Annotated in this window: 19 protein-coding genes; 15 read left to right on the forward strand and 4 right to left on the reverse strand. The window is 50.5% G+C overall.

Going from position 1 to position 13,113, the window contains the following annotated elements:
• Positions 1 to 41: 41 nt before the first annotated feature.
• From IMQ48_RS19200 to IMQ48_RS19215, 4 genes are all read right to left on the reverse strand, one after another.
• Positions 42 to 614 carry a hypothetical protein gene (locus tag IMQ48_RS19200; protein WP_050150456.1) on the reverse strand — a complete coding sequence of 191 codons (573 nt, stop codon included), beginning with the start codon at positions 612 to 614 and terminating at the stop codon, positions 42 to 44.
• A gap of 104 nt (positions 615 to 718) precedes the next feature.
• Positions 719 to 1,108: a putative zinc ribbon protein gene (locus IMQ48_RS19205; RefSeq protein WP_050150455.1), complete on the reverse strand. Its 390-nt coding sequence runs from the start codon at positions 1,106 to 1,108 to the stop codon at positions 719 to 721.
• Positions 1,109 to 1,229: 121 nt separating this feature from the next.
• Complete coding sequence (locus IMQ48_RS19210) at positions 1,230 to 1,436, reverse strand: AlpA family transcriptional regulator (RefSeq protein ID WP_050150453.1); 207 nt, start codon at positions 1,434 to 1,436, stop codon at positions 1,230 to 1,232.
• Positions 1,437 to 1,581: 145 nt separating this feature from the next.
• A complete protein-coding gene (locus IMQ48_RS19215) occupies positions 1,582 to 2,235 on the reverse strand; it encodes an inovirus Gp2 family protein (RefSeq protein WP_050150451.1) in 654 nt (217 codons plus the stop codon).
• Positions 2,236 to 2,661: 426 nt separating this feature from the next.
• On the opposite strand from IMQ48_RS19215, the gene IMQ48_RS19220 reads away from it, so the two are divergent.
• The 15 genes from IMQ48_RS19220 to IMQ48_RS19290 form a co-directional block, all read left to right on the forward strand.
• A complete protein-coding gene (locus IMQ48_RS19220; RefSeq protein WP_050150446.1) occupies positions 2,662 to 3,147 on the forward strand; it encodes a hypothetical protein in 486 nt (161 codons plus the stop codon).
• A 152-nt stretch (positions 3,148 to 3,299) separates the two neighbouring features.
• On the forward strand, positions 3,300 to 4,382 hold the full coding sequence (locus IMQ48_RS19225; RefSeq protein WP_050150444.1) for a hypothetical protein: 1,083 nt from the start codon (positions 3,300 to 3,302) through the stop codon (positions 4,380 to 4,382).
• Between the two features lie 98 nt (positions 4,383 to 4,480).
• Positions 4,481 to 5,353 carry a GTPase family protein gene (locus IMQ48_RS19230; protein ID WP_050150442.1) on the forward strand — a complete coding sequence of 291 codons (873 nt, stop codon included), beginning with the start codon at positions 4,481 to 4,483 and terminating at the stop codon, positions 5,351 to 5,353.
• A 94-nt stretch (positions 5,354 to 5,447) separates the two neighbouring features.
• On the forward strand, positions 5,448 to 6,275 hold the full coding sequence (locus tag IMQ48_RS19235; RefSeq protein WP_050150440.1) for a DUF932 domain-containing protein: 828 nt from the start codon (positions 5,448 to 5,450) through the stop codon (positions 6,273 to 6,275).
• A gap of 226 nt (positions 6,276 to 6,501) precedes the next feature.
• Positions 6,502 to 7,209, forward strand: coding sequence for a transcriptional regulator (locus IMQ48_RS19240; protein ID WP_050150438.1), 708 nt, complete (start codon positions 6,502 to 6,504; stop codon positions 7,207 to 7,209).
• A 25-nt stretch (positions 7,210 to 7,234) separates the two neighbouring features.
• The gene (locus tag IMQ48_RS19245) at positions 7,235 to 7,771 is read left to right on the forward strand and encodes a DUF4339 domain-containing protein (RefSeq protein ID WP_050150436.1); all 537 of its coding nucleotides are present in this window, start codon (positions 7,235 to 7,237) and stop codon (positions 7,769 to 7,771) included.
• 41 nt (positions 7,772 to 7,812) lie between these two features.
• On the forward strand, positions 7,813 to 8,250 hold the full coding sequence (locus IMQ48_RS19250; RefSeq protein ID WP_050150434.1) for a hypothetical protein: 438 nt from the start codon (positions 7,813 to 7,815) through the stop codon (positions 8,248 to 8,250).
• A 66-nt stretch (positions 8,251 to 8,316) separates the two neighbouring features.
• Positions 8,317 to 8,727 (forward strand): hypothetical protein, encoded by a 411-nt coding sequence (locus IMQ48_RS19255; protein WP_050150432.1) that lies wholly within the window; start codon positions 8,317 to 8,319, stop codon positions 8,725 to 8,727.
• 77 nt (positions 8,728 to 8,804) lie between these two features.
• Positions 8,805 to 9,041, forward strand: coding sequence for a DUF905 domain-containing protein (locus tag IMQ48_RS19260; protein WP_050150430.1), 237 nt, complete (start codon positions 8,805 to 8,807; stop codon positions 9,039 to 9,041).
• Positions 9,042 to 9,126: 85 nt separating this feature from the next.
• Complete coding sequence (locus tag IMQ48_RS19265; RefSeq protein ID WP_050150428.1) at positions 9,127 to 9,585, forward strand: antirestriction protein; 459 nt, start codon at positions 9,127 to 9,129, stop codon at positions 9,583 to 9,585.
• A 15-nt stretch (positions 9,586 to 9,600) separates the two neighbouring features.
• Positions 9,601 to 10,077: a DNA repair protein RadC gene (gene radC, locus IMQ48_RS19270; RefSeq protein WP_050150426.1), complete on the forward strand. Its 477-nt coding sequence runs from the start codon at positions 9,601 to 9,603 to the stop codon at positions 10,075 to 10,077.
• Positions 10,078 to 10,090: 13 nt separating this feature from the next.
• Complete coding sequence (locus tag IMQ48_RS19275; protein WP_050150424.1) at positions 10,091 to 10,426, forward strand: type IV toxin-antitoxin system YeeU family antitoxin; 336 nt, start codon at positions 10,091 to 10,093, stop codon at positions 10,424 to 10,426.
• Positions 10,427 to 10,491: 65 nt separating this feature from the next.
• On the forward strand, positions 10,492 to 10,812 hold the full coding sequence (locus tag IMQ48_RS19280; RefSeq protein ID WP_050150422.1) for a TA system toxin CbtA family protein: 321 nt from the start codon (positions 10,492 to 10,494) through the stop codon (positions 10,810 to 10,812).
• A gap of 113 nt (positions 10,813 to 10,925) precedes the next feature.
• The gene (locus IMQ48_RS19285) at positions 10,926 to 11,759 is read left to right on the forward strand and encodes a DUF4942 domain-containing protein (RefSeq protein WP_050150420.1); all 834 of its coding nucleotides are present in this window, start codon (positions 10,926 to 10,928) and stop codon (positions 11,757 to 11,759) included.
• Between the two features lie 324 nt (positions 11,760 to 12,083).
• On the forward strand, positions 12,084 to 13,113 hold a 1,030-nt coding region (locus IMQ48_RS19290; RefSeq protein WP_196210252.1), incomplete at its 3' end, for an integrase arm-type DNA-binding domain-containing protein.

The raw sequence follows: 13,113 nt of genomic DNA on the forward strand, positions 1-13,113 counted from the left end.
CCAAGGCAGAGACTGAAGCTGACGGGTTCCGGGCCGCCTCGCTACACCGTAAAATTGTCCAGACAGGAGAGCATGGCGTACTCATCTATCATACGGGTCAGGACATCGTTCTCTGCCTGTCTGTCGTTAATCCACACAATCATCTCCGCACGGCTTTTGTGTTTCAGCTTCTCCAGCCAGTCAGTCATTGGGGCCCCCAGCATCAAATCGTACCAGCAGAGCCAAACCAGCTTCTGGTGGAGTTCAGTTCTCTGATACTGGTGGAACAGACTGGCAAGCTTATTGACCAGTGAGCGCTGGTTCAGGCGTATACATTCGCTAAGCAGGACCCCTTCCAGCATTGGATGGTGGATCAGTAGGAACTCTTTTGCATAAAGGCCTGCCGCAGGGGCCGGTGGAACGATAACCGGTGGTGTATTGCCATTGATAATGCGATACAGATTACGCGGGACAATGGCTGTCACCGCTGATTGTTCTGGAAAGGTCAGGCTGCCCACCGTCAGTTTATGGTTGTAGGTTATATTCTGATGACAGGCCGTCATGCGGATCACCAGACGGGTAAAATCATCAAGCCAGGTCTGGTAGAAATGGAGAAGATCTTCGTGATACATCATCGGTCAATATCCTTACAGGCAGCAGAAGACCTCCGGCAGTGCGGATAACGGGTTCAGGCTGCCTGTGAATGGCTGGGGGAAGTGTCGGGGAGGGTTCTGTGCTGTTACTGTTTGATGCTGATTTCACTGCTGTGCTCACCGGTACGGCAACTCAGGCAATAGCGTTCACCGTGGTAATCGCTGTTGCAACCGCTGCAGTGCCAGTCGGTTTTACGTATCCATGGCAGCGTATCCGGCACGTAGCGATGTAACTGGTTAATACAGTGGATTTCAGCGCGTTCAGGCTTCACGTACGGGCAGCACTGATGGCCTTTATCCACTAACGCCTCCTGCTGGTGTTCAAACCATGGACGTTCACCGAGATATTCTGGATGGAAGATCAACTCGCTGCCACAGAGATGGCAGGTATAGCGGTCGTAAGGATAGCGCTGTGCTGTCAGGGCTGAGGTCAGTCGTTGCTGACCGTCACGGGCAAGAAATGATTTGGCGTACATTATATAGCTCCTATTCACCTGATTGCAGACAGGCGAGGTCCGTCTCTGAACGGGTAGGCAGGCGTGGTGCAACGGGTGGGATGACAGCTAAGGGAATAGCGTTAAGATTGTGGGTAACGGGTTACTGACGGGATGCATCGATACGTGCCTGTAGCCAGCGTTCGACTTCACTCTGCAGCCATCGTGAACTGCGACCCAGTTTGATCGGTTTAGGAAACTCACCGTCTTTGATGAGTTTATAAAACCACTTATCGGTTAACCCGGTCAGGCGGGTGATAAAAGTCATATCGACAAACTGGTCTTCGAGCAGATGTAAGGTCGTGGTCATGATAAGATTCTCCGGTAGCTTAAGGAAACCGGCATCGGCGTGATGGGTTATCACTGTCCGCTATGCCATAGCTATCGGGGATGACGTAAAAAATGGCAGGCCTGACCTGCCACGGGGTAATCACAGCCAGAGTCGCAGCCACAACTCAGCGCTGGCTACAGCCAAAAGACCGTTCCTCACGGCTATAGGATTTACTGCGTTCCTTCGCGAAGTAACTCAGCCGAAACGTCAGATGATCATACTGCTGCTTAAAGTCTGCTTTCTGGCTATCCAGGTAATGGAGCGGATGCTCAGGGAAATGGATCAGTGAGCGACATTCAGTATATTCACTCATGCGTAAGGCACTCAGCCAGGCGGCCTGTATCAGTGAGGCCAGTCCGGTCCCCTTTTCGCCATAGCTGCCCAGGCTGTGCCAGGCATCGGTGTTGACGAACAGTGCGAGGTGATAGTGCGATTTTCTGACACCCCATTCAGGCTGGTTATCCCCCGTTTCCCGGCACCACAAATAGGTCAGATCGGTATGGTAGGTTCTTTTACCCCGTTTTTGGGTGCTCTTTCGACGAGCGTCTATTTTGGCATTGAGCGACGCAATGAAGCGCGATATCAACCCCGGATTTAAATTAGGATCACAGGTGATGCTGTCACCTGTGTCAGCGTATTCAGGTAAGTGCAGATCCACCCTGACAACGGTGATACTGGCATGTTCCTGCAGTGCATGATCAATAACGCGTAACAGGTTACGCAGGTAAGCGTGATTAAAAGGGGCATGCCGATGGTCAAGACAGATATTGTCAAACATGATGATATTCCTTGTGAGATATATTTCAGGCAAGGCGACGCCCTACCAGTAATCAATGGTGATTCAATATTAAGGATTGTCAGTTGTTTATTTCTTCAGCTGTTATGGTTGCTATGGATGCTGATAATTGATGGTGTTAATTCTGGGGGGGGTGGTATTTAATTAAGAGTTTCAGTAACTGGCTATGGATAAGGTTGTTATATTATTTTGGTGCTGTGTTAAATAAAGGGTAATAACAGATATTGAATTATTAATAATAACAGATATTGAATTATTAATAATACCTATCCGGCAATCATGCGAAGAGTCAACCCTGTTACTGCACGGGGTTAAGACCTTATCTGAGTGTGAATTTTACTCTGAAGTTATCATGCTCATAATATGAACATTTAGGTGACATGAATACCGAAATAACCCTGTAAGCTGATGAGTGACTCTGCGGCGATAAAACGTGTTGTGTTCGCAGAATCAATCAGGTTTACCCGGTTCATCCTGTGTGCCCAAATCGTGTGCCACATTACGGGTAAGCCGTCAGTCGTCATCCCGGCTCAAGTGCATTTCTTCCAGTCGCTTTGCGTTGCCGGTTTTCCAGTAAGTCCACCAGTGATACATGTCTCACCCACAGAACCGGAACTGTTTGCTCCAGAGCGGGTGTCACAGGTAGATGAGATGGCAGACTCGCGGCGTTGTTTTAAGCAGGGGCCCAGTGGTGGATGTGTGTTGTGGGATTCCGTTCTGGCACAAATAACCCGGGATGACGTAAAAAAATGGCGAGCAGCAGCGGATGGTTTCATGGTTTTCCGGGCATCCCAGTGTCCCTTCTGGCGTGGTGCGATAATGGATTTTGTATCAAAAGCACGCGGTTTTATTGTTATTACAAAAGAGTATTTCTGTAACTCATTGATTTTGTAATTTACTTATTTCATTTTTTGGTACGATTTTACTTCATTTTTTCTCTGTTTTTAATGTAATAAAAATTCACTTTATCAACATAAATCATGTTGATTATTGACGTTTTTACTACGTAAAATCATCATGACATAATGTGTGGGATTGGTGAATAAATGAACAGAAACGGATCGACTGAAGAGCAGTATGAAGGGGAAGAAGAGCGTGCCGAAAAACGTGCATTGTTAAAAAACAAACTAAAGTGGCTGGATAAAGAGCCCCGTGCGGCATTTTTTTATTTTTTTTATTTGGCACTCTATTTTGAAAAAGTCAGAGGGATGTGTGTCAGGAAGACAGATGACGGCTTCGTCAATCCATTCTCAACGGAGGCTATGGGTACCAGTAAGTTTGACCTTACGGTGAGTAAAACAACATCAGGCTCTCAGGGGACAGGAGTTGCTTCATTAGGTGTAATGGTATCGGATGTTGATCTTGAGGCGCTGGGTAAAACTTCTGAGCCAGAGAAATCTGAGCGGCAGGTGGCTCCTGAAAATCCGATGCGATCAGAGTCAGTTTCTCAGGAAAATATGGACGAAACGCTGGATAAAATTCTGGCGCTGTCTGCTACTTCTGCACTAAAAAGCAGGTCTGCCAATGGTGTTTCCTTTCCACATTTTACTGTAAATACTCTGGGTGTTGAGAATATTACAGGATGCATTCTAGAGATATTTTTGGATCTAAATATAAAGGATATTCTCGGGCTGACAAAAGCCATTAATATTGCTTGGGCAAAAGCAAAAAGTGATTTTCCTGAGGCCTTTTCATGGATGGATATTAAAGACGAAAAACAGTGTTTATGGGTTTGGAAGACAATGCAAAAAAAAGGAGTCTCACCGCCAGTAAACCCGCTTAATAATTATCAGCGGTGGCATTTCATCTGCGCTACGTTTGATTTCTGGCATGGTTGGACGCATGATCAACTTGAAGAATTAAAAGCAGATCGTAAAAAAGCCAGTCAGCAATTTCTTAACCTAAAGGCGTCACCTTTCCCATCCCTGGAGCATAAAAAAACATTACTGAGCGAACTTGAAAAAGCATGGGGGCTGAAGTTATTACGCAGAAAAGAAAAGGCCGACGTCATAAAATTACCGGCCAAGATAACAAAGCAGCTTACCAGACTGGCGCGTATGCATAGGATGTCGACAACAGAAATGATGGCAGAGCTGATTGAGCGGGAATACGCAAAAACCACTGCATAACCCCATCCCAAAAAATCTCAGACAGATATTATCTCCACGAACCGCCCCCGCTCCTTCACTGGATCGGGGGTTTTCTTTTTTCTGTCTGAGACAATCGTATGCAAAAAACTGAAGATCTGCAGGCGTTGGAGAAGCCACTGGCGCTACTGCCGAAGACTATCCGTAGCCATATTCTTGACCACATTGATAAGCTTATTCACTACGAGCCGGTGATTGGCATTATGGGCAAAACCGGGGCAGGGAAATCGTCGCTTTGTAATGCGCTGTTTGCCGGTGAGGTCACGCCGGTCAGTGATGTCTCGGCCTGTACCCGTGAGCCCCTGCGTTTTCGGCTTCGAATAGGGCAACACAGTTTGCTGCTGGTGGACCTGCCGGGTGTCGGTGAAAGTGCCTGCCGCGACCGGGAATACAAGCTTTTGTACCAGCAGCAACTGGCGCAGATGGACCTGGTGCTGTGGGTGATTAAGGCAGATGACCGGGCGCTGTCGGTGGATGAGCGCTTTTACCGGGAAGTTATTAGCCCGTATTCAGAAAAGGTGCTGTTTGTGGTCAACCAAGCCGATAAGATCGAGCCTTGCAACGAATGGCACCACCAGCATCACTCACCATCGTCCCGCCAGCGACTCAATCTCAGCCGCAAGTTGAGCGATATTCGGAGGTTGTTTTCCTCGGAGCACCCGGTCTGTGCGGTGTCAGCTCGCACCGGCTGGGGCATTGGGCCACTGGTGGAGGCACTGATGTGCAGCCTGCCAGCAAGAGCCAGCAGCCCGTTGGCGTCGCAACTGCATGAGAAGTTGCGTACAGAGCCGGTAAAGTCGCAGGCCCGTGACCGCTTTGGTGAGGCTACGGGTGACGTGATTGATACGGTGCTCTCTCTGCCGTTTATCCCCGCGCCGGTCAAAACCCTGATAAGCCATGTCCGAGATACCGTAGTGTCTGTAGCCCGTGCGGTGTGGGATTTCTTCTTCTGAATCATCGTTTTTATTCACTTTCACCTTCCCCGAGCCTTGTCGCCTGTGCGACAGGGCTTTCTTTTATTGTTTTCCCGTAATGAGGAGTCTGTTTATGACCCGTCTGGCTTCGCGCTTTGGCGCAGCAAATATTATTCGCCGTGACCGCCCGTTAACCCGTGAAGAGCTGTTTCGCGTAGTGCCCAGTGTGTTCAGCGAGGACAAACACGAGTCTCGTAGTGACAAATACACTTACATCCCGACCATCTACCTGCTCGACAGCCTGCAGCGTGAAGGCTTCCAGCCATTCTTTGCTTGCCAGACCCGGGTGCGTGATCCGGGTCGTCGTGAATATACGAAGCATATGCTGCGCCTGCGTCGGGAGGGGCAGATTACCGGTAAGCAGGTGCCGGAAATTATTCTGCTCAACTCCCATGATGGCACCAGCTCGTATCAGATGCTGCCGGGATTATTCCGTGCGGTATGCCAGAACGGACTTGTCTGCGGTGAGTCGTTTGGCGAGGTGCGGGTGCCGCACAAAGGCGATGTGGTGAGTCAGGTGATTGAGGGGGCCTATGAAGTACTGGGGATTTTTGACCGTGTAGAAGAGAAACGGGATGCCATGCAGTCGTTGATGCTGCCTCCACCTGCACAACAGGCTCTGGCACAGGCTGCACTGACGTACCGTTTCGGTGAGGACCACCAGCCAGTGACTGCACCCCAGGTGCTTTCCCCCCGGCGCTGGCAGGATGAAAGTAACGACCTCTGGACCACTTACCAGCGTATTCAGGAAAACCTGATTAAGGGCGGGCTCAGTGGACGGAGTGCAAAAGGCGGACGAACGCATACCCGTGCAGTGCGCGGTATTGATGGTGATGTGAAGCTCAACCGGGCTCTTTGGGTGATGGCGGAAGCCATGCTTAGTGGTTTCCGGCCTGTGTGAGTTCACATTTTGCCCCTGGCAGGGTTATGAAAATGTGAATAAATGACACTCCCTGTCATTTCGGGAGCACATAACCTGCCGATTAAGTCATCAGAAATTCGCACAGGCCTGATAACCACGGGCCTCATACGCTTCCCAAAATAGTTCCCGTCATAGACATATCCTGTCAATGCCCTCCTTTAGAATCTCATTTCTTTCAGTTAGTTAACAATGCGGAGGAACCTCCATGCCACTGACAGAGCGCCGCTACGACAGGCTGGCGGTCAGGCTGTCGCTGATTATCAGCCGTCTTGTGGCGGGTGAAACGTTAGAGATGCAAAAACTGGCGACCGAGTTTGATGTGTCGGTCCGTACCCTGTACCGGGATTTTCGTGAACGACTGATGTATCTGGACCTCGAATGTCATCAGGGATGTTATCGCCTGCGGACCGGTGCAGGTCCGCAGGGTGAGCTGGACGTACTGACCTTTGCATATCGGGCCGGTCTGGCCGATATCTTTCCTGGGCTGGACCGGCGTCTGGCGGGCGCACTACTGGCATCGGATGGAACCCCCTGCCTGGTGTGGCAATCACCACAGCCGATAACGGCCACCAGCCCGCTGGTATTTTACCGGCTGGTCAGCGCCATCACCGGCAGCCAACGAGTACTGCTGCTCGCTGATGGTGAACGCTGTGACGGACTGGCACCGTACCGCCTGATATCACTCGATGGCTGCTGGTACCTCACCGGTGAACTAAATGGGCATATCACCGTGCATCCTCTGGCGACCATCCATGCGGTGACAGTTCTGAACACCACTTTTACCCCGCGAAAACGTTTCAGCCAGTTAACCACACAGGCGAGCTTTATCCGGGCTCTTCCGCACTTCAGCTGTATTCGCGAAGTCCTGTCTCCTAGGCCCTCTGAGGAGGAGCAGGGCAACACACTGATTTAATTACCTCTGTTAAGAAGGAAAAACAATGACCTGGCATTACGAGAAAAATGGCATACGTCACGACAATGTGACCGAAGACGACATCACTGGCCTGATTATGCGCGGTGAACTGACTGCATCCACTCTGGTATGGCGACAGGGTATGACGGATTGGCAACCGGTCTCCACCACCCCGCTGGCTTCGGCGTTGCTCCACAGCACCACACCACCAGCGCTGCCGGGGAACCGCATTCCGGGTGGCGTTGTGTGGACGCTGGCATTTGCTCCCTTCATTGGTTATGCGCTTGAGCTTTGGACGGCAGGGCTGAACGGGATGGCGTTTGAGGAAGCGTATGAGGCCGTCTCGGGCGGGCAGTACTGGTTTATCACGCTGCTGCTCAATATCGCATTGGGGTATCTCGATGAGCGACGTCTGCGTAAGGCCGGAGTGGACACCACCACGTTCGGCAAACTGGCCTGGCTGGTACCGTTCTATCTGTGGCGACGGGCGAAAGCCCTCAGGCAGAAACCGGCTTACTTCTGGGTATGGCTGGTGATGTTAATTCTGACGGTGATGGCCTGAACCATCACCTGCGGATATCGACCCCTTTGAGGAATAACATAATGAAAACACTGCTTAAGATACTGAGCATTACAGGCAGCCTGCTGCTCTGCACAGGCGTTCAGGCACAATCTTACAACCGGACGCTACCTGCGGTAGTTAATGACAACGACGGGAATATTTTCTGGTGTGATGCCCATCGTCAGGTCATGGGGAAGTGTGAAGCCATGTTCGCTGACCGTAAGGGCGGTATGGTTACGGTGCGTTCAGCACCTTTTAAAGACTGCGAAGGCGGCCTGTGGGGCTGGATAACTATCATGCACAACGATGTGTCGAAGGGATTCACCATTACTCCGGACAAGAAATTCGGTCTCACCGTAAAAGACCTGTGCCGTCCGGGCACGGTAGTGACCTTTAAGCCTAACCAGAAAAAGCCGGAATATGACGACCTGGTGGCACTTTACCAGGGCAAAGAGCTGTTTCGCTACCGGCGCTTCTGATAACACCCGATATCAACCTCTCTTATTTTGCCCGACAGCGGGCTGGATTAATTCAGGAAGAAGACCATGCTGAAAATAATGACCTCTGCTGTACCCGCCCTCATTCTGTCACTTGCCGCCTTCAGTGCCGGTGCCGCTCAGCTTCCGGCAAGCCTGATGGATAAGGGCAATCCCGGCCAGGAGTACTGGTGCCAGGGAAACGACATCAACACCTCCATGTGCTCACTGACCGGTATCAGCGACGACCATAAATTTGCCCTGATTCAGGACCTGCCGGGCCCGGCCTGTGAAGACTTAAGCTTCGGGGTTATCGACCTGGTGCGCCAGACCGGTGTCAACATTCCTTACGACGGTGGTGACTGTAAGGGCGATGTACAGGCCGGGTTTGTGCGCGGCACAAAAGATAATGCCTTGTATGTGAAAATTGTCCGGGGCAGTAAAACCCTGCAGCTGTATAAGGTACAAACCGGTTACTGATAATCATCCCACACCTGCATACACCCACAGCCCCTGACGCTTCTGCCTCAAGGGCTTTTGCTTTTAAGGTACACCCAATGTCTGAATCTCATATGTTGCCATCGGGACAGTTCACCCGACAGCAGGCCGAAGCGGTTACCCGCCGGTATCAAAATATCGCTATTGAAGACGACCAGAGTAGCCACTTCCGCCTGGTGGTTCGTGACTCTGAAGGTCGAATGGTCTGGCGGGCGTGGAGCTTTGAAACGGATGCCGGTGAAGGACTTAACCGCTATATCCGGCAATACGGCATCCTCAGAGCATCCTCCTGTTGACCACACCCATTCATCATCCCTGCATGTCCTTTATTTCCCATACGCCAGCCATCGTCGCTGGCGTTTTTAATGACGGAGAATATCCATGACGACACAAACGCAATACGAATTGATGTCCGCTAATGAACCTCAATTTGACCTCACTGCAACACCCGTACCTGACGAGCAGCGTCTCGATTTCTGGCCGCTATACTTTGGCGTTATCCCGCAGTGGATAACGCTGGAACCCCATATGTTCTCCTGGATGGAGCGCTTCTGTGCGGATTACAGCGGTGGTATCTGGTCCTTTTACACCCTCAGCAATGGCGGCGCGTTTATGGCCCCTGAGTCTGACAGTGATGAGACATGGCATCTGTTCAATGGCATGAACGGCAACGATGCGCAAATGAGTGCAGACGCTGCCGGTATCGCGGTCTGCCTGATTGAATACAGCCACCATGCCTGTCGCACCGCATGCGATGCAATGACCGCGCACTATTACCGCCTGCGGGACTATGCCCTGCAGCATCCAGAAGCCCACGCCATTCTGCGCATCATTGACTGACCGGAGGAACAACGAATGAAACAGCTTTCCTTTTTACCCGGCGAGATGACGCCACAGGATCGGCGTCTCATTCAGCGGGCGCTCAGGGTTCTGGACCGCCACCTGCATGAGCCCGGGGTGGCCTTCACCTCTACCCACGCCGTACGTGAATGGCTGCGACTGCATATGTCCGCACTTGAGCGGGAAGAGTTCCGGGTGTTGTATCTGGACAACCAGAATCAGTTGATTGCCCATGAGACGCTCTTCACCGGCACGATTAACCGCACTGAAGTCCATCCCCGGGAGGTGGTCAAACGCGCCCTGTATTTCAATGCAGCGGCGGTGATACTGGCGCATAACCATCCTTCCGGTGAGACAACACCCAGCCAAGTCGACAAGGCTATCACTCAGCGACTGGTGCAAGCACTGATGCTGGTGGAAATCCGGGTGCCGGACCATTTTATTGTCGGTGGCAGGCAAATATTCTCATTCGCCGAACATGGTCTTCTTTAACAGGAATAAAATGATGAATAAAGACGCGACTCAAATCTGGGGTCTTAAACGAGAAATCACACCATGCTTCGGAGCCCGACTGGTGCAGGAAGGTAACCGTCTGCATTTTCTGGCGGACCGGGCAGGATTCAACGGTTTGTTCAGCGAGATGCAGGCCCGAGATCTGGAGGAAGCCTTTCCGCATTTTGTCGCGCATATGGAATTGATGCTGCTTTCCGGTGAGCTGAATCCCCGGTGCGTGCACTGCGTCACACTGTACCGTAACAAGCTGACCTGTGAAGCCGATACGCTGGGTAGTTATGGGTATGTATATATCGCAATTTATCCCGCAAAACAGGTTAAAGACTGATTTTAGCCTTATCCCTGCATCGTAATCCTTCAAACCTTTTCTTCCTTTATTAAGAGACTCAACTCATGCAAACCTCAACTGTACCGGCCACGGTGCTGGTTTCATCACGCCTGTCTCCCGTCCAGGTGTGGCAACAACTCTTAACGTATCTGCTGGAGCACCATTACGGCCTCACACTCAACGACACACCATTCCACGATGATTCAGCTATTCATGAGCACATCGAAGCGGGTATAACGCTTGCTGATGCGGTGAATTTCCTTGTGGAACGCTATGAACTGATACGCACTGACCGCAAAGGGTTTACATGGCAGGAGCAGACACCGTTCCTGACCGCTACCGATATTCTCAGAGCAAAGCGAGCTACCGGATTAATGAATACGTAAATTCTTCGAGCCTCATTCCTGATTTTTACCTCTGTACTTTCCTCTCTTTTTATTCCTCGCATAATGCGCCTGCCAATTCCGGCAGGCGTGTTTGCTTTTACGGACGATTAACGATGCAAACAGAACCCGACGTGTTAACAGATCACAACGAACTCATCCTTTCGACCAATATTGAACGTGTGGTCACTGGCCGCGATTCCGCACTGAAACAGATTGAACAACTTATTCAGCAGCTTGATGCCATTTCACGGCTAACCTCAGAAATTGGCGGTGGTACAGCGCAAGACTGGGCGATGAAAGCCGGGCACCGTTACGATAGCTGGATGACCGAAAAGGTAGATAAAGCGCTGCTTGCCGTCACCCGCAATATTGACCGTAGTATCTGGCGAGACTTGATGTTGAAGTCTGGCATGATGGCCTTGATGGATGCTCAGGCCCGTGACCAGTGGCATAAGAACCTGGATGAGGGGGAGTTGCCTGCCATCAGCGAGGCGAATATCCTCAGTACTTTTGAGCAGCTACATCTGAACAAAATGGATGTATTTGAGCGTGGCATTATCAATGTCTTCAAAGGGCTGTCGTGGGATTACAAAACCAATAGTCCCTGCAGCTTTGGTAAAAAGATCATCGTCAACAATCTGGTGACGCGCAGCCGCTGGGGCTTTAGCTTAAACTGGGGCTGGCGGCGGGATCAATTAGCGGACCTGGAACGAATGTTATTTCTGCTGGATGGTAAACCGATACCCGACAACCGTGGCGATGTTACTACTCGCTTGATGGAGCATATTCGGGACAACCCTTCTAAGGATGTTTACGAAGATGATTTCTTCAGTATCCGTTATTTTCAGAAAGGAACCGCGCATCTGACGTTTAAACGTTTAGACCTGATAGAGAAGATGAATGACATTATTGCTAAACACTTCCCAGGGATGTTGGCAGCACGTTAGAATTTTGCTAAGTCAGCACAGTGGTTCTCGACCCCGATTCGAGTCCCAAAATCAACGATTTAATGTGTTGGTATCGATGTTGGTACATTATCTAAATGTTATTTTTTATTGATTTTAAATCAAAGGTTTAATCATTATGTGCGAGTCCGGCCTTCGCACCATTAGTACTTCCAAGACCATCCGAGAAAGTCCAATTATCCCTTTAAAATCAATGCTTGCAGCGATTTTTACGTCCTGAGTCGTCCGAGATAGTCCGTTGAAATCCGGATGTCATTGGGGGCATAATTGGGGGCATCTTAACTTCGATTAGAAATGTGCCCCCAAATGAAGCTCAACGCCAGACAGGTCGAGACCGCAAAGCCAAAAGACAAAAACTACAAAATGGCCGATGGCGGTGGTTTGTATCTCGAGGTTTCGGCCAAGGGTTCTAAATACTGGCGCATGAAATACCGACGCCCCTCTGACAAAAAAGAAGATCGCCTCGCGTTTGGTGTTTGGCCTACTGTGACGCTTGCTCAGGCACGAGCAAAGCGTGATGAAGCTAAAAAGCTGTTAGTGCAGGGCATTGACCCAAAAGCCGAACAGAAGGAAGCTCAGGCCGAGAATTCGGGTGCATATACTTTCGAAACCATTGCTCGTGAATGGCATGCCAGTAACAAGCGCTGGAGCGAAGACCATCGATCGCGCGTTCTTCGCTATCTTGAGCTTTATATCTTCCCTCATATCGGTTCGTCCGACATTCGCCAGCTCAAAACCAGCCACCTGTTAGCCCCGATTAAAAAAGTTGATGCCAGTGGTAAGCATGATGTTGCTCAGCGCCTGCAACAGCGTGTCACGGCCATAATGCGTTACGCCGTACAGAACGATTACATCGACTCAAATCCAGCCAGTGATATGGCCGGTGCGCTATCAACAACCAAAGCGCGACATTACCCCGCTTTACCCTCCAGCCGGTTCCCTGAGTTTCTTGCACGTCTTGCTGCATATCGTGGCCGCGTAATGACACGGATCGCGGTCGAGCTTTCCTTACTAACTTTTGTGCGTTCCAGTGAGTTACGTTTCGCGCGTTGGGATGAGTTCGACTTCGATAAATCTCTTTGGCGTATTCCTGCAAAACGAGAAGAAATTAAAGGCGTGCGCTACTCGTACCGTGGCATGAAGATGAAAGAGGAGCATATCGTTCCGCTTAGTCGGCAGGCGATGATTTTGTTAGAAAAGCTAAAGCAAATTAGTGGTGATAAAGAGCTGCTATTTCCGGGTGATCATGATGCAACTAAGGTTATGAGTGAAAACACTGTAAACAGCGCCTTGCGTGCGATGGGATATGATACGAAAACCGAAGTTTGTGGGCATG

Source organism: Citrobacter sp. Res13-Sevr-PEB04-36, from assembly GCF_015672735.1.
Lineage (GTDB): Bacteria > Pseudomonadota > Gammaproteobacteria > Enterobacterales > Enterobacteriaceae > Citrobacter.